The organism is Actinophytocola xanthii, assembly GCF_001921205.1.
Taxonomy (GTDB): domain Bacteria; phylum Actinomycetota; class Actinomycetes; order Mycobacteriales; family Pseudonocardiaceae; genus Actinophytocola; species Actinophytocola xanthii.
The window spans coordinates 132,686-151,344 of the sequence record NZ_MSIE01000011.1; the positions used below are offsets into that span (position 1 = coordinate 132,686).

Below are 18,659 nucleotides of genomic sequence, written 5' to 3' on the forward strand. Positions count from 1 at the left end.
CTCCTCAGGCGGGTTCGGCGGCGCTGATCCGGTTCTGCTCGGCGACCCGGTGGTGCGGGTTCCCGCTGATCAGTCGGACGGTGAACTGCCCATCGTCGCGGTAGAGCGCGACGTGGTCGCAGGTCTGGTGGGCCAGCCACAGGCCGAGGCCGCCGACCGGGGCGTGCGCGGCGGGCTGGAGACCCGCGAACGGGTCGGTCGGGCCCTTGCCCTGGTCGGTGACCACGACCACGATCCGGTCCTCGCCCACCCAGCAGTGCAGCCGCACCGGGGACACGCCGTGCAGCTGCGCGTTGACCAGCACCTCGGTCGCCGCCATCAGCAGGTCAGCCAGGCCCACCTCGTCCAGGACCGGACCGGCCGGTGCTCGGTTGAGGTTGGTCAGCGCCGCCCGGACCGCGGCGGGGTCGGGGTCGACCTGGCTCAGGATCGGCTCGGTGAGCTGGAGCGGGTCGGGGTCCCCCGGCCGCTGCCGGGAGAGGAACACGGGTGGCTCGAGGTAGGGCGTGCTCGGGAGGTGGAGCTCCCCCGGGGCGGCGCTGCGGGGGTGGGTGCGGGCGACGTCCTCGAGCACCGCCGGCGGGGTGGTCGTGGTGTCGTAGGCGCACATGCTCCACAGCGGAAACTCGTCGTAGGCGGTGTTGATCGCCGACTCGTAGCGGGCCCACCAGTCCCAGGTCGCGCCGAGCGCGATCGGCGGCAGCTCCCCGATGATGCGGATCTGGCCGGCGCCGGCCGCCGTGTACTCGGCCAGCATCTTCCGGTAGGACCGGATGGCGCTCGCCGGACGGGCGTACATGTCGCCGCCGGGGTGGAACAGGACCCGGCCGGCGTCGGCCGCCGGCAGCGCCGACCGCACGAGCGTTGCGTGCTCGTCCCCGAAGGCCAACACGGTCGGCTCGCCCTCGGCGACGCCGCCGCGCAGGAACGGCACGACCACGGCGAGCAGCTCCTCCTCGTCGGCGTAGTAGAGCGCCTCGTGGAAGTACCCGGTGTGCCCGGCGGCCGCCCCCGTTCTCATCTCGCGGCCTCGATCCGGACCGCGGGCAGGTCCATCAGCTGCACCAGCCGGCGCGGGATCGGCTGGTCGGTGCGCAGGACGAGGCGGGCACCGAGCCCTTCGGCGTGCCCGACCAGCTGGAGCAGCCGGTTGTGGTCGAGGAACGTCAGCGCGGTCGCGTCGAGCACCAGCTCTCCCTGAGGGTCGGGACGCAGGTCGGCCCGGCGCAGTGCTTTGACCAGCAGGTCTTCGGTGAGTATGTCCAACTCCCCGCCGATCGCGGCGGCACACCCCGGCAGGGTGGCGGCGTGCAACCGGAACGGCGTGGCGTCGTCGTTGGCGTTCGGGTGCATACAGGCCAGCTCCGCGACCGCGTCCCCGCCGAGCACCCCGCGGTCGTAGCCGCACATCGCCGAGAACGGGCTTCCCGCCATGTACCGGTCGACCTGGTGCTCGTAGCGGGTGAACGCCTCCAGCTGGCCGCGGGTCCGGACGAGGGGGGTCGCGTCGGTGGCCACGCGCAGACCGGTGAAGCCGTCGGCGAGCGCCTGCTCGGTCGACCGGGCGTAGGTCCGGACCTGGCTGTCCGCGTCCACCTCGACGCCGGAGGAGTAGGTCGACGAGGTCGTCACCACCTCGAACGCGCCCTCGGAAGCGGCCGGCAGCGCGTCCACCACCCTCGGGTCGGGATCGCCGACGAACCAGACCCGCTGCCCGTCGGCCAGCCCCTGGGCGAGGAACGTGACCGCCTGGGCACGGAACGTGTCGGCGTCGTCGAACGCCCAGCAGACGTGGTCGAACCGGCCGAGCCGGCGCACGTCGTCAACCACACCGGACATTCGCATCCCCAGAACCGTAACACGTTCGGGTGCCGCTCCGGCCGGGCTCGAGCCCGGGGGTGGGCGGGGAGCAGGGACCCCGCCCACCGGGAATTTCAGGAGCAGATGTTCTGGGTGGAGTTCACGAGCGAGTTGTTGCGGAAGGTCGTGTTCACCCCGCATGGGTTCTCGGTGATGGCCGAGTTGGTGACCGTGAGGTTCTGGATGGTGATGTCGGAGGTGTTGGCGAACTCGCTCCGCGCGGCGAGGCGGATGTCGCCCGGGCCGGTGACACTGCCGCCCTGCGCGGCGATGTTCACGTTGTGGCAGTTCTCGATGAGGATGGAGTTGCCGCCGGTCTGGGCGATGTCGACCCGGTCGATGACCGCTCCCCCGCTCTCCGAGACGCAGAAGATCCCGCGGCCGCCGCCGCGGGCGATCACCTGGCCGACCCGGATGTTGGTGGGGTAGGAGCTGCCGACCCGTCCGTTCCGGTTCGCCATCCGGAACGCGGCGTACCCCGTGCCGGTGCCGGTGCCCTGACCGTCCACCCTGGTCACCGTGGCGTTGATCGTGTCGTTGAGCAGCAGGCCGGAATGGCCGGTGTTGCGCGCGGTGACCGTGCCCACCGTGAGGCCGTCGAGGCCGTAGGTCTCCACGCCGTGGGTACTGGTCCCCGAGACGTAGACGTTGTCGATGCGGATGTTGCGGGCGCGCACGCTGGTGTCGCCGTGGTTGTCGACGCGGATGCCGAGCCCGCCCGAGAGCCGCATGTCGATCTGGCCGAGGATCACGTTGGACACGCTGCGCATGAAGATGCCGTACAGCGGCGCACCGGTGAGGTACAGGTGCTGCACCTCCACGTCGGTCGTGCCCCGGGAGTAGACCGGGGCCTGGTCGCCCGAGCCCGAGCCGGTGACGTTGATCGTGCCGCAGGCGTCGAGCACGGTGTAGCTCGGCAGGGAGATCCGGGACCCGGCGCTGATCGTGCCGCCCTGCCAGACCACGACTCGTTCCTTCCAGTTTCGGCCCGCGGTGAGGCTGCCGATCGCGGCCTGCACGGCGGCCCGCATGTCGGATCCGGTGTAGACGGTCGTACTGCCTCGTCGCGCCGTCCACGTCCCGCCCTCGGCGTAGGCCTCGGCGTGGAAGGTGCCGCTGCCGCAGTCGGCCCGGCCGGAGTCGGCGGCGGCGTGGCCCGGTGCGAGCAGCACCCCGGCGACGAGCGCGGCCAGGGTCGTGATCGCGGTGCGGAATAGTCTGGTACCCATGGGGACTCCTCTGGCTCTCATGCTCGGGACCGTCCTACGTAGACGTTGCGGATGCGGTAGAGAGTCTCCGCGGAAGGACCCGGCGAACCCGAGGACCCCTCCATCTGGAGGTTGCAGATGATCCACATGGGACGGTTCGCGAAGTTCGCACCGCGGTGCTGCCCCACCCAGTTGCCGTCGAGGTAGTAGTGGATGTCGACGTCGGTGGAGCCGGCCTTGGTTATCCAGGCGCGGTAGCCGTGCCAGGCCCCGGGGTTCGACACGGTGACGATGGTGTTCGACCACCCGCCGCTGGTGTTGCGGTAGGTGTTGAACCAGTTCCGGCTGTCCCCCTTGAACTCGAGGATGTCGCTCTCCGGGGGCCAGGAGTTGACGCCGGTCAGCCAGAACGCGGGCCAGGTACCGCGTGCCGACGGTGCCTGGAACTCGCCCTTCACCTCCCAGTTCGGGAACTCGTCGTTGACGACCACGTGCTGCCGCGCATGCACGGCGCCGGAGTGGTAGCGGATCGGCAGGTGCGGGTCGCTCGTGCTGGTGCCCTCGTCCCAGGTGATGCGGGTCGCCCTGATGGCGAGGACGCCGGAGCTCTCGAGGAGGACGTGGTTGTGGTCCGAGGCGCTGGCGTACATCCTGGCGCTGCCGTTGTGGTCCGAACCCCAGGGGTAGCGGTAGTTCCACGCCGCCTCCAGCGTCGCGTAGCTCACGAACGAGCCGCTGATGACGGTCTCCCAGGCAGCCGCGGAGGCCATGGGCGGTCCGCCCAGCGCGGCACCGGCCAGGCCGACACCGCCGGCGGCCAGGAACTTCCTTCTGGTGTAGGACATCGCGAGAACCTCTTCCCCTCCCGGAGCGTCCGCGGACGCTCGCCATCCACAGCTCCCGAGGACTGGGAGCGCGACCAGTGCTGACGAGGCGCGGTGCGGCGAACCAGGAGCCGGGAAGGTGAGGATCGAGGCACCGTTGCCACCCTCTTCACCCGAGACCCGCGGAGGGATCGCAGGAAAGCGTTTTCCTGACAACGGTAAGGCTGGGTCGAGAGCGGCGTCAACGGTGCGCCGGAGGCTGGACCAGGCGGGATGATCTCCACCGACCGGAACCCCGGAACGCTGTGAGCGCTCCCAGGTGCTGCTATGCCGAGGAGAGCCGATCTTGGCAGCGACCGAGTACTGACGAAAGAATCTTGCTGAGGCTACAGGCGTCCGGCGATGCCACCGGTGGGGGCCGGCTGGCGGCCGGCCGGCGGCAGCGGCGACCGACCCGCGCGGGGAAAGGTTGTCAGCGCTGTCAGCGCCGCTGCGGCTTCCGCCGGGTGCTCAGTCCGAGGGCTCCATCGGCTGGTCGTCGGGATGCGGGAACTCGGGCTGGGCCGGCTCCTCGCCCTCGACGCCGAAGCCGGGAGCCGGGTTCGGCGCGCCCTGGCCCGGGTCAGCGGCCGGCACACCCTCGTCACCGGACTGGGAGTTGGGTTCGAACGGAGTGGTGGTCATGGTCTCGCCATTCCCCACCCGGCAGGCGTCCAAACCCGACACGGCCTGCGGTAGGCCGCGAGATCAAGGGTCGGCGCGGCGGTCGCCTCTCGGCGAGTGGCACGAACACGGCTCCAGCCAAACGGTATTCCGTGACGGCGTTGGGTGAGGCCCGGGGGACACGGACCGCACCGACCGCTCGGTTCAACGGCGTCCGCCCCGGTCGTGTTCCCGAGCCGACGTGACGGTCACCACGTCCGCCGTCAGGAGCAGCCGCCGGGCGCCGGGCGTTGAAACTCCTGATGAGCAACTTCCTCCGGTTCCGAGTGCTCGGCGACTCGCTCGCCGCGGGTGTCGGCTGCGTTCGCGCGGAGCAGAGCCTGGGCTACCTGCTGACCGAAACCCTCCGCGCCGCCGGGCACCAGGTCCAGCTGAGTGTCCACGCCGTCCCCGGCGCCCGCTCGACCGACCTCGCCCCCCAGGTCCGCGCGGCCCTCCGCGCCGGCGTCGACCTGGCGCTGGTCGTCATCGGCGCCAACGACCTCACCTCGTTCACCCCGCCGGCCGTCGGCGCGAGGCTGCTCGGCGAGGCCGTCACCGACCTGCGTGCGGCCGGCGGCCGCGTGTTCGTGATCCCCGCCCCCGACCTCGGACTGGTGTCGCACGTGCCGCCCGCCTTCCGCCAGTTCGTCTCGCAGGCCAGCCACGCCTACGCCCTGGCCCAGACCGACGCCGTGCGCCGGGCCGGCGGCACCGTGGCGGAGATCGACCCCGGGCTCCTCCAGCGGTTCGCCGCCGACCTCGACCTGTTCTCGGCCGACCGGTTCCACCCCTCCCCCGCCGGCTACGCGCTCATCGCCGAGGCCGTCGCGCCGGCCCTGCGGGCGGAGGTGACCGAGCGGGCCGGCTGAGGAGGCCGGCGGCTCAGCCGAGCACGGCGAGGGCGTCGGACAGCGAGCCCACGTGCTCCACGCCGTCGAGGTCGCGCCCCGACCAACCCGGTCCCGCCGCCACCGGCCGCGTGCCGAGCCGGCGCAGCACCGCCAGCGCCGGCGGTTGGGCGGTCTGGGCGCGATGGGCCCACAGGAGCACGGCGTCCGGACCCGCGACGCGGACCGCGTGCGCGAGGCTGTCCACGGGCACCGCGGCACCCAGCATCCGGACGGCCACCCCGCGCTCGCCCAGCGCCGCGGCCAGCGCCTCCAGCGGGAGCGTGTGGTGTTCGCCGTCCACACAGGCCAGCAGCACCGACGGCCTGGTTCGCCCGCCACCGGGAGGAAACCGGTGCAGTGCCGCGGCGATCGCCCAGGACAGCACGTGCTCGCGGTCGACGCGCTCGTCCTCGCCCGGTCGCTCGGAGCGCTGCGTGGCGTCGATCTCGGCCAGCGCGGGACGGCACACCCGCTCCCAGAACTCCACGACTCCCCGCTCGGCCAGCCCGCGCTCGAGCAGCCCGAGGCAGCGGCCGCTGTCCAGGTCGTGCGTGGCCGCCAGCAGCTCCGGGAGCAGCTGGTCCGGCGGGCTGGGCGAGGTGGCACCCACCGCCCGGGCCGCGTCGGAGGGCAGCATCCCGTTCCGGACGAGCTCGTGCATGCGTCGCAACAGCTCGACGTCGTCCTCGGTGTAGCGCCGGTAGCCGCCGGGCCGCGCGGCCCTGGGGCCGATCCCGTACCGGCGGTGCCAGGACCGCAGGGTGGACTCCGCGACCCCGAGCAGCCGCGCCACCTGGCCCGCCGTCCGGGTCCGTACACCGGTCACCCGCCACCGCCCTTCCAGCCCACGCCGCCACATCCAACACCGCCAGCTTTCACCCGAGGGAGGGGTACGTCCGAAAAGCGATGCACAAACGATGCACGTTCGGGTGAAGGATGTCAGGATGACTGCCGGGGGCCGCGGCGCTCCTGATCCCGACGACCAGCGGAGGATCGACGGTGTGTGCGGCAACACGGGTGGACACGGCGGACGGCGGCGCGCTCGCCGCGGTCGCCGACCCCCTCACACGATGGCGTGAACAGGTCCGCGACGAGGTCGAGGCGGCCGTCGCGGAGTTCGTCGAACGGCGGCGACGCGAGCATCTCGGCCGGGGACCGGACGTCGACGTGCTCGGCCAGGTCCTGACCGACTTCGTCGCCGGCGGCAAGTACGTCCGGTCGGCGTTCCTGCTGGCCGGGTGGGGGTGCGTCGCGGAGAGCACCCCGGCCGCGGTCCGCGCGGCGGGCAGCGTCGAGCTGCTGCACTGCTTCGCGTTGCTCCAGGACGACGTGATGGACGGCTCGGACCTGCGCCGGGGGCGACCGACAGCGCACGTCCTGTTCGCCCGGTGGCACCGGCGGCGCGCCCTGTCCGGGTCGGCCGAGCGGTTCGGCGAGTCGGCCGCCGTCCTGGCCGGTGACCTGTGCCTGGTGTGGGCCGAGCAGATGCTCCGGGAGAGCGGCGTGGACGCCGCGGCGCTCGCCCGCGTCCTGCCCCGCTACGACCGCATGCGCAGCGAGCTGGCCGTCGGTCAGTTCCGGGACCTGGTGAACGACGCGCGCCGCCAGCCGTCCCTCGACGACGTGCGGGAGGTCGCCAGGGCCAAGACCGGGGACTACACGGTGCGCGGGCCGGTGGAGCTCGGCGCCGAGCTGGCCGGGGCCCCGCCGGCGCTGCTGGCCACCCTCGGGCGCTACGGGGATGCCATCGGCGAGGCCTTCCAGCTGCGTGACGACCTGCTCGGGTTGTTCGGGAAGCCGGAGGTGACCGGCAAGCCGGTCGGCGAGGACCTCCTGGCGCGCAAGGCGACCAGCGTGATGGTCCTGGCCAGGGAGCTGGCCGGCGTGCGCTCGCGGCGCGAGCTGGCCAGGATGGATGTCCTGGAGCGGCTCGAGCCGTCCGACGTGGAGCGCTACCTCGCGATCGTCGACGGCTCGGGGGCCCGGGAACGGGCCGAGCGGCTCATCGACCAGCGGCTCGGCGAGGGCCTGGCCGCGCTCGACGAGGCCAACCTGCCCGCGCGAGCGCGCGCCCGGCTCGCCCACCTAGCCCGGCTCTGTTGCGACCGGAACCAGTAGTGAGAGGACGGGTGCCCATGGTGCGCACCGTAGGTGGACGGACCGACCGGATCGTCGTCGTCGGTGCCGGCCTGTCCGGGCTCGCCGCGGCGGCACACCTCGCCGGGCGGGGCCGGGAGGTCGTCGTGCTCGAACGGGAGGCCGTTCCGGGCGGTCGGGCGGGGCGGCTGGACGTGGGCGGGTACCGGCTGGACACCGGGCCCACCGTGCTGACGATGCGCGACATTGTCGAGGAGACGCTGGCCGCCGTGGGGTCCTCGGTCGCCGAGCGGCTCGACCTCGTCCGCCTGTCGCCGGTCTACCAGGCGCACTTCGCCGACGGGTCGCGGCTGGCCGTGCACAGCGACGCCGAGGCGATGGCCGAGGAGGTCCGCGCGTTCGCCGGCCCCGAGGAGGCGCGGGGGTACCTGCGGCTGCGGGACTGGCTCGGCCGGCTCTACCGCGCCGAGTACGACAGCTTCATCGCCGCCAACGTCGACTCGCCGCTGGGGCTGCTCACGCCGCAGCTCGCGCGGCTGGTGGCGCTCGGCGCCTTCGGCACGCTCGACCGGCGGGTCGGGCGCTACCTGCGGGACGAGCGCCTGCGGCGGGTGTTCAGCTTCCAGTCCCTCTACGCGGGCGTCGCACCACAGCGCGCGCTGGCCGTGTACGGGGTCATCTCCTACATGGACACGGTCGCCGGCGTGTTCTTCCCGCGTGGTGGGGTGCGCGCCCTGCCCGACGCGCTCGCCTCGGCCGCCGCCGACGCCGGGGTCCGGTTCGAGTACGGCGCGACCGTGACCGCGCTGGAGCGGCGCGGGTCCCGGGTGAGCGCGGTGCTCACCGCGGGCGGCGACCGCTTCCCCTGCGACGCGGTCGTGCTGACCACCGAGCCCGCCCTGTCCTACCGGCTGCTCGGCGGGGCACCGCGGCGGCCGGTGGCGCTGCGGGCGGCGCCCTCGGCGCTCGTCGTGCACCTGGGCACGCCGGCGGAGTGGGACACCGGCCACCACGTGATCAGTTTTGGCGCCGCATGGCGGGAGACCTTCGCCGAGCTCATCGACCACGGCCGGACCATGACCGACCCCTCCCTGCTGGTCACCCGACCGACGGCGAGCGACCCCGCACTCGCACCGGCCGGCCGTGACCTGCTGTCGGTCCTCGCGCCGGTGCCGAACCTCGACCGCGGACCGATCGACTGGGACCGCCGCGGCGAGGACTACGCCAGGACCGTTCTCGAGGTGGTCGAGGACCGGTTGCTGCCCGGCCTCACCAACTCGGCCGAGGTCCTGCACACGATCACGCCGGCCGACTGGGCGCGGGCCGGGCTGACCGCAGGCACGCCGTTCAGCTACGCCCACTCGCTGGCCCAGACCGGCCCGTTCCGCCCGGGGAACTTCCCGCGGCTGGCCGACAACGCGGTGCTGGCCGGGTCGGGCACCGTGCCCGGCGTCGGCGTGCCGACGGCCCTGATCTCCGGGCGGCTCGCGGCCGAACGGGTCACCGGCGCCGCGGTTCCCGCGGGGGCGACCTCCGGAACTCGCTCGGGGAGGGCCGGGTGAGCCGCCGCGAGCTCCAGGCCGCGGGGATCACCGATCCCGCGCTCTGCCGGGCCTACACCACCTGCCGTGAGCTCAACGCTCGGCACGGGCGGACCTACTTCCTCGCCACGCGCCTGCTCGCCCGCGCCCGACGTCCGGCCGTGCACGCCCTGTACGGGTTCGCCCGCTACGTCGACGACCTGGTGGACGAGCCGGGGCCGGAGGCCACCGCCGAGGCCGTCGGCGGACGCATCGACGAGGCCGAGCGACAGCTCGCCGAGGGCATGACCACCGGCCGCAGCGACTACCCGGTGGTGGCGGCGCTGGTGCACACGGTCGACCGGTACGAGATCGACCCGGCACTGTTCTCCGCGTTCCTCCGGTCGATGCGGATGGACCTCGACGTGCGGGAGTACCCGACCCGGGCCGACCTGGAGCAGTACACCTACGGCTCGGCGCGGGTGATCGGGCTGCAGATGCTGCCCGTGCTCGGCACGGTGGTGGACCGCACGGAGGCCGCTCCCCCGGCGGCGGCGCTGGGCGAGGCGTTCCAGCTAACGAACTTCCTGCGCGACGTCGCCGAGGACCTCGACCGCGACCGGGTCTACCTGCCGGTGGACGAGCTGGTCGCGTTCGGCGTCGACCGCGACCGGCTGTTCTGGTGCCGCGAGCGCGGCCGCGCCGACACGGCGGTGCGGCGGGCGGTCGCCGACCAGGTCGCGACCACCCGGGCGATCTACCGGCAGGCCGTGCCGGGGGTGGCGATGCTCCGGCCGGAGGCGCGGCCGTGCATCAGCACCGCGCTCGCGCTCTACTCGGGCATCCTGGACCGGATCGAGGCGATGGACCACGACGTGTTCGCCGGCCGTGCGAGGGTCGGCACCGCGCGTAAGGCGCGGGTCGCCGCCCCGGCCCTGGTACGCGCCGTGTGGGCCCGCCACCGGACCCACCACCCAGTCGAGGAAGGACACCAGCGATGACCGATCTCTTGACGGCGGACCTGGCCACCTCCGCAACCGTCACCTCAGGGGAACGTGACGCAACCCGACCACAAGTACGTGGCCGACCCGAACACTCACTGCCCAACACGACCAACAGGGTTGATTCCGGGGAGGCGGGCCTGTGAGGCTTCGGGACGAGGAGTTGGCGGCGGCGTTCGACGCGGGGGCGCCGGTCTACGACACGCTCGTCGACCGCAACCCCGGCTACCACACCCACCTGCGGCTCTCCGCGCGCCGGCTGGGCCTGCCCGGCGACGGCGCCGGGCTGCGGTTGCTGGACGCCGGGTGCGGCACGGGCGCGTCGACGGCGGCGCTGCTGTCGGTCGCGCCGCGGGCGGAGATCGTCGCCGTCGACGCGGCCGGGGAGATGCTGGAGCGGGCGAGGGCCAAGTCGTGGCCGGACACCGTGCGGTTCGCCCACAGCCGGGTCGAGGACCTCGCCGAGGCCGGCGTGCACGGACCGTTCGACGCGATCTTCGCCGCGTACCTGGTGCGCAACCTCACCGACCCGGACGGCCAGCTGCGTGCCCTGCGAGGCCTGCTCCGACCCGGCGGCACCCTCGCCGTGCACGACTACGTCGCCGGCCAGGACCGGCGAGGGCGGATCACCTGGCACGTCGTCTGCTGGGGCATCGTCATCCCGCTGGCCCTGCGCCACCGGGGCGGGGCCGGGCTCTACCGCCACCTCTGGCGCAGCGTCGCCGAGTTCGACGACGCGCCGCGGTTCGAGCGGCGGCTGCGCGACGCGGGGTTCGCCGACATCCGCTCGGAGACGATGCCCGGCTGGCAGCGCGGGATCGAGTACACGTTCCTCGCCACCCGGTCCGAGGCGGGTCAGCCCGAGGACGGCCAGCCGGAGGCACGCAGCGCGTAGCGCCGTTCGGCGTAGGCGAGGTCGTCGCGCCACAGCCGCGCTGCGGTCCGCCGCATCATCGGCCGCAGCAGCGGGGCGAGGCGCCGGGCGCTGGCGAAGCCGGGGCGGTCGGAGGTGGCGATGGTCGCCTCGACCACCGCCGTCCGCGCCCGCCCGTCGACGCCGGGGGCGCGCGGCGTGGCGTGGGTCTCCACGACGCTCTCCCGTCCCTCGCCGTCGGTGATCCGCATGACGACCGTGCGCGGCTCGGGGCAGAAGAACTCCGCCCGCACCGGCACGCCGAGCCGGGGTCCGACCCGGAAGGTCACGTCGACGACGAAGCGGTCCTGCTCGTCGGGCAGGTCGGTGCTCGCCTCCGGAGCCGACACGACCGTCAGCCGGGTGAACGAGTACGGATGGAACCAGGCCCCGTGCCAGGGATCGAGCCGGTTGGCGACGACGTCGTCCGGCTCGCAGACACCGGTCAGCGTGGCCACCGCGTCCACGCTGGCGTCCGGGGCGGGGCGGCGCGCGAGCACCGGCGCGGGCAGCGGCGGCTCGCCACCGAGGTCGTCGAGCCGGACCCAGGCCAGCACACCGTCGTCGTGTGCGGGCAGCGGACGCCAGCCGGGGCCGCCGTTCGCGTCCAGCGCCAGCCCGTGCCAACGGCAGCGCAGGGTGCCGCAGTCCACCCGGCCCGCGGCCAGCGGCGCCCCGAGGTGCGGGCAGATCCCCGAGCCCACCACGAGCGCGCCGGAGGCGTCGCGCCAGGCGACGAGCTCCCGCGGGCCAACCGCGGTCCCGAAGGGACGGTCAGACCGGATCTCCCGGCTCGCGGCCAGGACGAACCAGTTCCCCGAGGGGCGGGCCGCCGCCCGCTTCGCCGCTGCCTCGATCACCGCCGGCTTCGCCGCGGCGAACGTCGGCTCCTGGACGGTCCACCCCGGCGGGTCCATCGGGCGCACCGGCACGTCCGCCGGCCAGCGCTCCAGGATCCGGTCGAACAGCGACATCGCTCGTTCCTCTCTCATGGACGGTGTGCGCGCTGAGCGCGACCCGGTATCCGAGCAGCAGCACGAGGTGCAGGCCGAACAGCCACAGCGCGAGCGCCACGACGGCGCCCACTGTGGGCAGGCCGCCGAACGGGACGCTCCAGTCGATCGGGATCGCCAGGAACAGCACGAACCCGTGCAGGAAGCCGGTGAGCACGGCGCCCAGTACGAACGCGGCCAGCGCGGCCGCCCGCGGCGGCAGGACCGAGGGGCCGGTCACCGCGAGCACGAGCCAGACCGCCACGCACACCGGCACCAGGTCGACGTGGAAGGACAGCACGACGCCCAGTACGGTCGACCAGCCGCCGTCCCGGTACAGCGGCCCCACCACCGGCGCGAACGCCAGCGGCAGCGCCATCAGCAACGGCGCCGCGACCAGGACCGGCAGGAAGCCCAGCCGGCCGACCCAGCCGGTCAGCCCGGTCACCGGAGAACCCAGGACCGCCTTGAGCCCGCGGCGCAGCCCTTCGCCGTAGAGGCTCGCCGGGAGCACGGCCGTGACCAGGACGAGCCAGGACGCCTCCACCGCCGCCCGGGCCAGGCCGGTCAGCGCTGGGGTGGTGTCGTGCGCGGCGGGCAGCGACTCCCCCACCCGGCGCGCCCCGTCCACCACCAGGTCCGCGCCGAACAGCAGGCCCGCGCCACGCAGCGCGAGCAGGCACATCGGTACGACGGCGAGCACGCCGAAGAACGTCAGCCCCGCCGCCCACAGCACGAGGTCGCGCCCGCGCAGCGCACGCCGGACGTCGGCGAGGACCTCGGCCAGGACGGAGCGGGCACGTGCCCAGGCGGACGTCATGACCAGGAGGTACCCGAACCGGACCGGTCTCACCCGCACCCCTACCGTGACCCGCGTGACCGACGGGCAGCGGAACCGGCCGGAGCCGGAGGACCCGGTCGCCGGCTGGTCGCGCCTACACGGGGAGGACGTCTCCGGCAACCGGCTCGTCGTCGGCTGGCTGGGCCTGGTGCACGCGCTGGCCCGCCGGGTCGACCGGGTGCACCCCGACGTGCTCTCGGTCGTCGGGGTCGCGGTGGCCGCGGGAGCTGTCGCGGCCGCGGCGGCGGGCGGGCCGTGGGCGCTGCTGGCCGTGCCGCTCGTGGTCGGCAACGGCGTCCTGGACGGGCTGGACGGGGCCGTCGCGCTGCGCACCGGCCGGGCCCGGCCGCTCGGCGCGGTGGTGGACGCGGTCGCCGACCGGCTGGCTGACCTGTGCCTGGTGCTGGTCCTGTTGGTGCTCGGCGCACCGGGGTGGCTGTGTGCCGGGCTCGGCGCCGCGCTGCTGCTGCACGAGTACGCCCGAGCGCGCGCCCAGGGCGTCGGCATGACCTCCGCGGGCGGGGTCACCGTCGCGGAGCGGCCGACCAGGCTGGTCGTGGTGGCGATCGCCTGCGCGGGGGCGGGTGTGGCACCGGGGGGCACGCCGGGCACCGCCTGGAACTGGGCGGAGGTGTCCGGGCTGGTCTGGGCGGGCTGCGCGGTCGTCGGGCTCGCGCAGCTCGCGATCGGGATCCGTCGTGAGCTCGCCGGCCGGCCGTGGGCGGACACGGGCGGCTCAGGCCGGGCCGACCAGGCGGGCGACGATCGCGGCTGACATCGCCACGAGCGGCAGCCCGCCGCCGGGGTGGGCCGAGCCGCCGACGAGGAACAGCCCGGGCACGGGTCCGCGGTTGGCCGGCCGCAGCAGCGCCGCCCGGGGCCCGTTGGACGAGGTGCCGTAGATCGAGCCGCCGACGGCGCCGGTGTCCCGTTCCCAGTCGGCGGGGGTGCGGACCTCCCGCCAGCGCACCCGCTCACGCACGTCCAGGCCCCGCTCGGCGAGCACCGCCAGCACGCGGTCGGCGTAGTCCTCGGCGAGCCCGGGCACCGTCCAGTCCACCGGTCCCTGCCGCGGCGCGTTCACCAGGACGAACCAGGCCTCCTCGCCCTCGGGTGCGACCGCGGGGTCGGCGGGTGAGCAGACGTAGACGGTCGGGTCGGCGACCGGCGCCGGACGGCGGCCGAACAGCGCGTCGAACTCGGCGTCGTAGTCCGCGGGGAACAGCACCCGGTGGTGGCGGGGGTCCGGGGTACGCCCGCGCAGCGCGAGCAGCACGACGAACCCCGACAGCGAGGGCTGCGCCCGGTCCAGCGCCCGCCGGGTCCGGTCCGCGCGCCGGTCCGGCACCAGCTCGCGGTACAGGTGCTCGGCGTCGGCGTCGGAGACCACCACGTCGGCCGGGACGCGCTCGCCAGCGGCGAGGCCGACCCCGGTCACCCCCCGCGCGTCGCTGTACACCGCGTCGACCCGGCTGTCGAAGCGGAACCGAACGCCCAGCTCCGCGCACCGCCCGGCCAGGGCGTCGCCGAGCCGGCGCAGCCCGCCCCGCACGTACCAGCCGCCGTACCGCTGCTCGACGAACGGGACGACGCTCATCAGCGCCGGGGTGCGACGGGGGTCGGAGCCGCTGTAGGTGGCGTAGCGGTCCAACAGCATGCGCAGCCGCGGGTCGGTGAGCCGGCGCGTGCCCAGGGACCGGAGGGTCCGCCAGGGTGCCACGGCCAGCAGGTCGCGCACGCTCGTCGAGCGGCGGACCAGGTCGCGAACCCCGCTCAGCGGGTTCTGCAGCACCGGCTCGCCGACCAGGTCCCAGAGCCGCTCGGCCCCCGACATCAGCCCGCGCCACTGCGCGGCGGCCCGGTCCCCGAAGGCCGCCGCGAGTGCGGCGTCGACCTCGCGCTCGGCGTGCGGCAGGTCCAGCTCCGAGCCGTCCGGGAAGCGGTAGTGGCAGGTGGGGTCGACCGGCACGAGCTCGACGTGCTCCTCGAGCGGGGTGCCGGTGGCGGCGAACAGCTCGCGGTAGACCTGGGGCAGGGTCAGCAGCGACGGACCGGTGTCGAACGTGAAGCCCTCGCGGTGCAGGGTGCCCAGCTTCCCGCCGTGGGTGGACGCCTGCTCGAACACGGTCACCCGGTGCCCGGTCGCGGCCAGGCGCGCCGCAGCCGCCAGCCCGCCCATGCCGGCGCCGATCACCGCCACCCTGGCCACTCAGGCACTCCCCGCCAGCGTCCGGCCCTTCCACTCCAGCCGCCCCGCCCGGCGCGCGCGCCAGGACCTGGCGACCAACGAGAGCAGGAACACGACCGAGACCGGGTGGGCCAGCGAGTCGGGCCAGACCCGCCCGCCGGTGTGGCGTGCCGCGACGGCCCGGCCGACCACCCCGGCGGCGTAGCCGACCGCTCCCGCCCGGGAGCCGGCCAACGCGGCCAGCGGCGGCAGCAGGAACAGCCAGGCCAGGCCGGCCGAGAGCGCCACCGCCGCCGCCGGGCTGCCGGTGGCCGACCACAGCGACTTTTCGTAGCCGCGCCGGACCTCCCCCCACCCCTGGTACATGCGGCACGCGGCCACCGCGCTGCCGTCCGCGACGACGCCGCGGCCACCGGAGCGTTTGACCGCCCGCATCAGGGCGATGTCGTCGAGCACCGCCGAGGCGACCGCGGCGAACCCGCCGGCCCTGGCCAGCGCGGTCGCGGTCACCACGAGAAACTGCCCGTTGGCGGCGGTCAGCGACGGCCGGGGCGAGCGCTCGGCCAGCCGCAGCGGCAGGAACACCAGCCACGACCACTGCAGCAGCGGCTGGACCAGCCGGGTGGGGAGGTCGTCGGCGAGCTGGCGGGGAAACGGGGACACCGCGTCCAGACCGTGCTCGCGCAGCAGGGCGACCGCGGCGGCCACCGCGTGCGGGGCGAGGACGACATCCGCGTCGACGAACACCAACACCTCGCCGCGGGCCTCCCGGGCGAGCCGGGCACAGGCGTGCGGCTTGCCGGGCAGCCCCGGCGGCGGCGGGGCACCGGTCACCACCCGCAGGCGGGGGTCACCACCGGCCACCGCGCGGACCACGTCGGCCGTGCCGTCGGTCGAGCCGTCGTCCAGTACCACGACCTCCAGGTCCGGCACGCGTTGCTGGTCGAGCAGCGACCGCACGGTCGGGGCGATGCGGTGCGCCTCGTCGCGGGCCGGCAGCAGGACCGACACCCGCTCCCGGCACTCCGGCGGGTCGGGCGGGGGCCTGCGCACCAGCCGGGCGTTGAGCAGGGCGTGCAGGGCGGAGACGACCGAGACGGCCGCCGCTCCCCGCACCGCCAGCCGCCTCACCGGTGGGCCTGCCACAGCCGCGCCGCGAACGGCAGCGCCACCACGCCCATGAGCACCCCGCCCACGAGCGAGACCCACGGACGCCCGAAGAACGCCGCATGCGCCCAGACCGAGGACAGGTAGGTCCACAGGTACAGCACGGGGGCCGGCCCCCAGCGCAGGTCGAGCTGTCGGTCGGGGCGTGCCCCGCTGGTGTCTCGCCGGTGGTCGCCACGGTGCATCACGGCGATCATCAGCGCGGCGACCAGGAGCCATCCGGCGAAGTTCGTCAGCGGGATGCCGGCGACCCCCGGAAGGGCCGGTGTCGGGTCGGCCCAGACCCAGTGCCCGGCGTCGACCATCTGCGGGTCGAGGAACACGTCCCAGCTGGCCAGCGCCCAGGCACCGAGCAGGACGACCAGCCACGCCGGCCGGTCCGCCCGGACCCGCGCGGCCAGGGCCCGCCCGACGAGCAGCGCCGGCCAGCACATCATGACCCAGGCCAGCGGCACCACGACGGGTACGCCGAGCAGCTCCGGACCGAGCGTGCCGGTGTAGCGGTAGGTGCCGAACGGAAACCCCGTGTGCACGCCCGCGGTCTCGGCGGCCAGCCCGCCGCCGCCGGCCACGAGCACCAGCCGCCCCGCCGCCGCGGCACCGAAGCGGGACGCGGCGTCGCACACCGACGCGACGGCGAAGGCCAGCACCGCCCCGAGCGTCATGGGCAGCCGGGCCTGCGGCTCGGTGACCGAGTACAGGATCTGGGCGAGTACCACGACCAGCCCGCACAGCCAGGCCACCGCGGTCACCACGCGTGCCCCGCCGGTGACGGCACGGTCCCCGGCCAGGTACGTCGGTGCCATGGCCGCACACTATCCGTTGCTCATCCATCCGGCACGGCCGCCGCACGCCTGCGAGCATCAGTGCCATGTTCCCGATCCGCCAGGCGGCTCCCGCCCGTCCGACCCGACCCGGACGGGACCGCAACGCCGTGGTCCACCCCGCTCCTCCCGGCCACCCCTCCGTCGACGACCTCGAGCGACGTCCCCGGGTGGCCGTCCTCGGCGGTGGAATCGCCGGCGTGGCGGCCTCGGTCGGCCTCGCCGAGCGCGGCGCGACCGTGACGCTGCTCGAGCGGGAGGACGACCTGGGTGGCCGGTTGCGCGGCTGGCCGACCGGCGCCGGCGACACGGCCGGCACGATGACCCGGGGCTTCCACGCGTTCTTCCGTCAGTACTACAACCTGCGGGCCCTGCTGCGCCGGGTCGATCCCGACCTGCGCCTGCTCCGCCCGGTGGCCGACTACCCGCTGCTGCACCGGCGCGGCACGACCGAGAGCTTCGCCGGCATCCCCCGCACCCCGCCGTGGAACGTGGCCGGCTTCGTCCTGCGCAGCAAGAGCTTCACGCTGCGCGACCTGCGCCGGATGAACACGGCGGCGGCCACGCCGCTGTTCGACGTCTCGGTCCCCCGCACCTACGCCGACCTGGACTCGGTCGACGCGGCGAGCTTCCTGACCGACATCGGCTTCCCCGCGGCGGCGCGGCACCTCGCCTTCGAGGTGTTCTCACGCAGCTTCTTCGCCGACCCGCGCAGCCTGTCGGCGGCGGAGCTGGTGACGATGTTCCACATCTACTTCCTCGGCTCGAGCGAGGGCCTGCTGTTCGACGTCCCGCGCGACTCGTTCCCGAAGACCCTGTGGCGGCCGCTGCGCCGCTACCTGGCGGGGTTGGGCGCCGAGGTCCGGACCGGCACCGCGGCGGCCCGCGTCGAGCGGGTCGACGGGATCTACCGCGTCCACGCCGCCGGGGGCCGGGTCGTCGAGTCCGACGCCGTGGTGCTCGCGCTGGATGTGCCGGGACTGCGCGGCCTGGTCGCGGCGTCGCCGGAGCTGGGCACGCCCGAGTGGCGGGCGCGCGTGGCGGCGCTGCGGACCGCCCCGCCGTTCCTGGTCAGCCGGCTGTGGCTGGACCGACCGGCCGCCCCGGACCGCGCGCCGTTCCTCGGCACGAGCGGGTTCCCCCTGCTCGACAACGTGAGCGTGCTCGACCTGTTCGAGGACGAGGCGGCGCGGTGGCGCTCCCGGACCGGCGGATCGGTCGTCGAGCTGCATGCCTATGCCCTGCCCGAGGACGTCGACCAGGACCGCGTCGTGGCCGAGCTCGTCGACGAGCTGCGGCAGGTGTACCCGGAGCTGGCGGCGGCGCGGGTGCGGCACGAGGAGCACGTCCTGGCGGCGGACTGCCCGCTGTTCGCGCCGGGCGGCTTCGCCTCCCGCCCGTCGGTGGGCACCGCCGACCCCACCCTGGTCCTGGCGGGCGACGTGGTGCGGGTCGACCTGCCGGTCGCGCTGATGGAACGGGCGGCCACGACCGGCTTCTGCGCGGCGAACGCCCTGCTCGCCCACTGGGGCGTGCGGGGGCACGACGTGTGGTCGGTGAGCAACCAGGGCCGCTCGGCGGTGCTGCGCCTGGCCGCCCGGCGCGGCCGGACCGCTTCCTGACCCGCTG

Annotated in this window: 18 protein-coding genes; 7 read left to right on the forward strand and 11 right to left on the reverse strand. The window is 74.6% G+C overall.

Going from position 1 to position 18,659, the window contains the following annotated elements:
• Positions 1 to 4: 4 nt before the first annotated feature.
• The 5 genes from BU204_RS08290 to BU204_RS39930 all read right to left on the reverse strand — a co-directional run bounded on the left by BU204_RS08290 (position 5) and on the right by BU204_RS39930 (position 4,576).
• Positions 5 to 1,021, reverse strand: coding sequence for a sensor histidine kinase (locus BU204_RS08290; RefSeq protein ID WP_075124980.1), 1,017 nt, complete (start codon positions 1,019 to 1,021; stop codon positions 5 to 7).
• Positions 1,018 to 1,845 carry an MEDS domain-containing protein gene (locus BU204_RS08295; protein ID WP_075124981.1) on the reverse strand — a complete coding sequence of 276 codons (828 nt, stop codon included), beginning with the start codon at positions 1,843 to 1,845 and terminating at the stop codon, positions 1,018 to 1,020. Before BU204_RS08295 ends, BU204_RS08290 begins: the two co-directional genes overlap by 4 nt.
• Before the next feature lie 89 nt (positions 1,846 to 1,934).
• Positions 1,935 to 3,089 (reverse strand): hypothetical protein, encoded by a 1,155-nt coding sequence (locus tag BU204_RS08300; protein WP_143229361.1) that lies wholly within the window; start codon positions 3,087 to 3,089, stop codon positions 1,935 to 1,937.
• Between the two features lie 17 nt (positions 3,090 to 3,106).
• Entirely contained in the window at positions 3,107 to 3,913 is an 807-nt protein-coding gene (locus BU204_RS08305; protein WP_075124982.1) for a family 16 glycosylhydrolase, read from the reverse strand.
• Positions 3,914 to 4,402: 489 nt separating this feature from the next.
• Positions 4,403 to 4,576 (reverse strand): hypothetical protein, encoded by a 174-nt coding sequence (locus tag BU204_RS39930; RefSeq protein WP_158073414.1) that lies wholly within the window; start codon positions 4,574 to 4,576, stop codon positions 4,403 to 4,405.
• Positions 4,577 to 4,857: 281 nt separating this feature from the next.
• On the opposite strand from BU204_RS39930, the gene BU204_RS08310 reads away from it, so the two are divergent.
• A complete protein-coding gene (locus tag BU204_RS08310) occupies positions 4,858 to 5,466 on the forward strand; it encodes an SGNH/GDSL hydrolase family protein (RefSeq protein ID WP_075124983.1) in 609 nt (202 codons plus the stop codon).
• A 13-nt stretch (positions 5,467 to 5,479) separates the two neighbouring features.
• On the opposite strand, the gene BU204_RS08315 is transcribed toward BU204_RS08310, so the two are convergent.
• Positions 5,480 to 6,313: a MerR family transcriptional regulator gene (locus BU204_RS08315; RefSeq protein WP_158073415.1), complete on the reverse strand. Its 834-nt coding sequence runs from the start codon at positions 6,311 to 6,313 to the stop codon at positions 5,480 to 5,482.
• Positions 6,314 to 6,486: 173 nt separating this feature from the next.
• On the opposite strand from BU204_RS08315, the gene BU204_RS08320 reads away from it, so the two are divergent.
• From BU204_RS08320 to BU204_RS08335, 4 genes are all read left to right on the forward strand, one after another.
• Positions 6,487 to 7,605 carry a polyprenyl synthetase family protein gene (locus BU204_RS08320; RefSeq protein ID WP_083661111.1) on the forward strand — a complete coding sequence of 373 codons (1,119 nt, stop codon included), beginning with the start codon at positions 6,487 to 6,489 and terminating at the stop codon, positions 7,603 to 7,605.
• Positions 7,606 to 7,625: 20 nt separating this feature from the next.
• The gene (crtI, locus tag BU204_RS08325) at positions 7,626 to 9,146 is read left to right on the forward strand and encodes a phytoene desaturase family protein (protein WP_075125032.1); all 1,521 of its coding nucleotides are present in this window, start codon (positions 7,626 to 7,628) and stop codon (positions 9,144 to 9,146) included.
• On the forward strand, positions 9,143 to 10,105 hold the full coding sequence (locus BU204_RS08330) for a phytoene/squalene synthase family protein (RefSeq protein WP_075124985.1): 963 nt from the start codon (positions 9,143 to 9,145) through the stop codon (positions 10,103 to 10,105). Before crtI ends, BU204_RS08330 begins: the two co-directional genes overlap by 4 nt.
• Positions 10,106 to 10,247: 142 nt before the next feature.
• Positions 10,248 to 11,000: a class I SAM-dependent methyltransferase gene (locus BU204_RS08335; RefSeq protein WP_075124986.1), complete on the forward strand. Its 753-nt coding sequence runs from the start codon at positions 10,248 to 10,250 to the stop codon at positions 10,998 to 11,000.
• On the opposite strand, the gene BU204_RS08340 is transcribed toward BU204_RS08335, so the two are convergent.
• A complete protein-coding gene (locus BU204_RS08340) occupies positions 10,961 to 11,878 on the reverse strand; it encodes a DUF5914 domain-containing protein (RefSeq protein WP_233159767.1) in 918 nt (305 codons plus the stop codon). The genes BU204_RS08335 and BU204_RS08340 overlap by 40 nt on opposite strands.
• Positions 11,793 to 12,830, reverse strand: a complete 1,038-nt coding sequence (locus BU204_RS41135; protein ID WP_143229363.1) for a YhjD/YihY/BrkB family envelope integrity protein — start codon at positions 12,828 to 12,830, stop codon at positions 11,793 to 11,795. The genes BU204_RS08340 and BU204_RS41135 overlap by 86 nt, the downstream gene beginning before the upstream one ends.
• A 55-nt stretch (positions 12,831 to 12,885) precedes the next feature.
• On the opposite strand from BU204_RS41135, the gene BU204_RS08350 reads away from it, so the two are divergent.
• Entirely contained in the window at positions 12,886 to 13,626 is a 741-nt protein-coding gene (locus BU204_RS08350) for a CDP-alcohol phosphatidyltransferase family protein (RefSeq protein ID WP_233159775.1), read from the forward strand.
• On the opposite strand, the gene BU204_RS08355 is transcribed toward BU204_RS08350, so the two are convergent.
• The 3 genes from BU204_RS08355 to BU204_RS41140 are packed head-to-tail and all read right to left on the reverse strand — an operon-like array spanning position 13,588 to position 17,012.
• The gene (locus tag BU204_RS08355; RefSeq protein ID WP_075124989.1) at positions 13,588 to 15,060 is read right to left on the reverse strand and encodes a phytoene desaturase family protein; all 1,473 of its coding nucleotides are present in this window, start codon (positions 15,058 to 15,060) and stop codon (positions 13,588 to 13,590) included. The genes BU204_RS08350 and BU204_RS08355 overlap by 39 nt on opposite strands.
• A complete protein-coding gene (locus BU204_RS08360; protein ID WP_075125033.1) occupies positions 15,061 to 16,170 on the reverse strand; it encodes a glycosyltransferase in 1,110 nt (369 codons plus the stop codon).
• Positions 16,167 to 17,012 carry a carotenoid biosynthesis protein gene (locus tag BU204_RS41140; RefSeq protein WP_075124990.1) on the reverse strand — a complete coding sequence of 282 codons (846 nt, stop codon included), beginning with the start codon at positions 17,010 to 17,012 and terminating at the stop codon, positions 16,167 to 16,169. The genes BU204_RS08360 and BU204_RS41140 overlap by 4 nt, the downstream gene beginning before the upstream one ends.
• A gap of 65 nt (positions 17,013 to 17,077) precedes the next feature.
• Here BU204_RS41140 and BU204_RS08370 point away from each other — a divergent pair, with 65 nt between their 5' ends.
• Entirely contained in the window at positions 17,078 to 18,652 is a 1,575-nt protein-coding gene (locus BU204_RS08370) for a hydroxysqualene dehydroxylase (protein WP_075124991.1), read from the forward strand.
• The last annotated feature ends 7 nt before the right edge of the window (positions 18,653 to 18,659 follow it).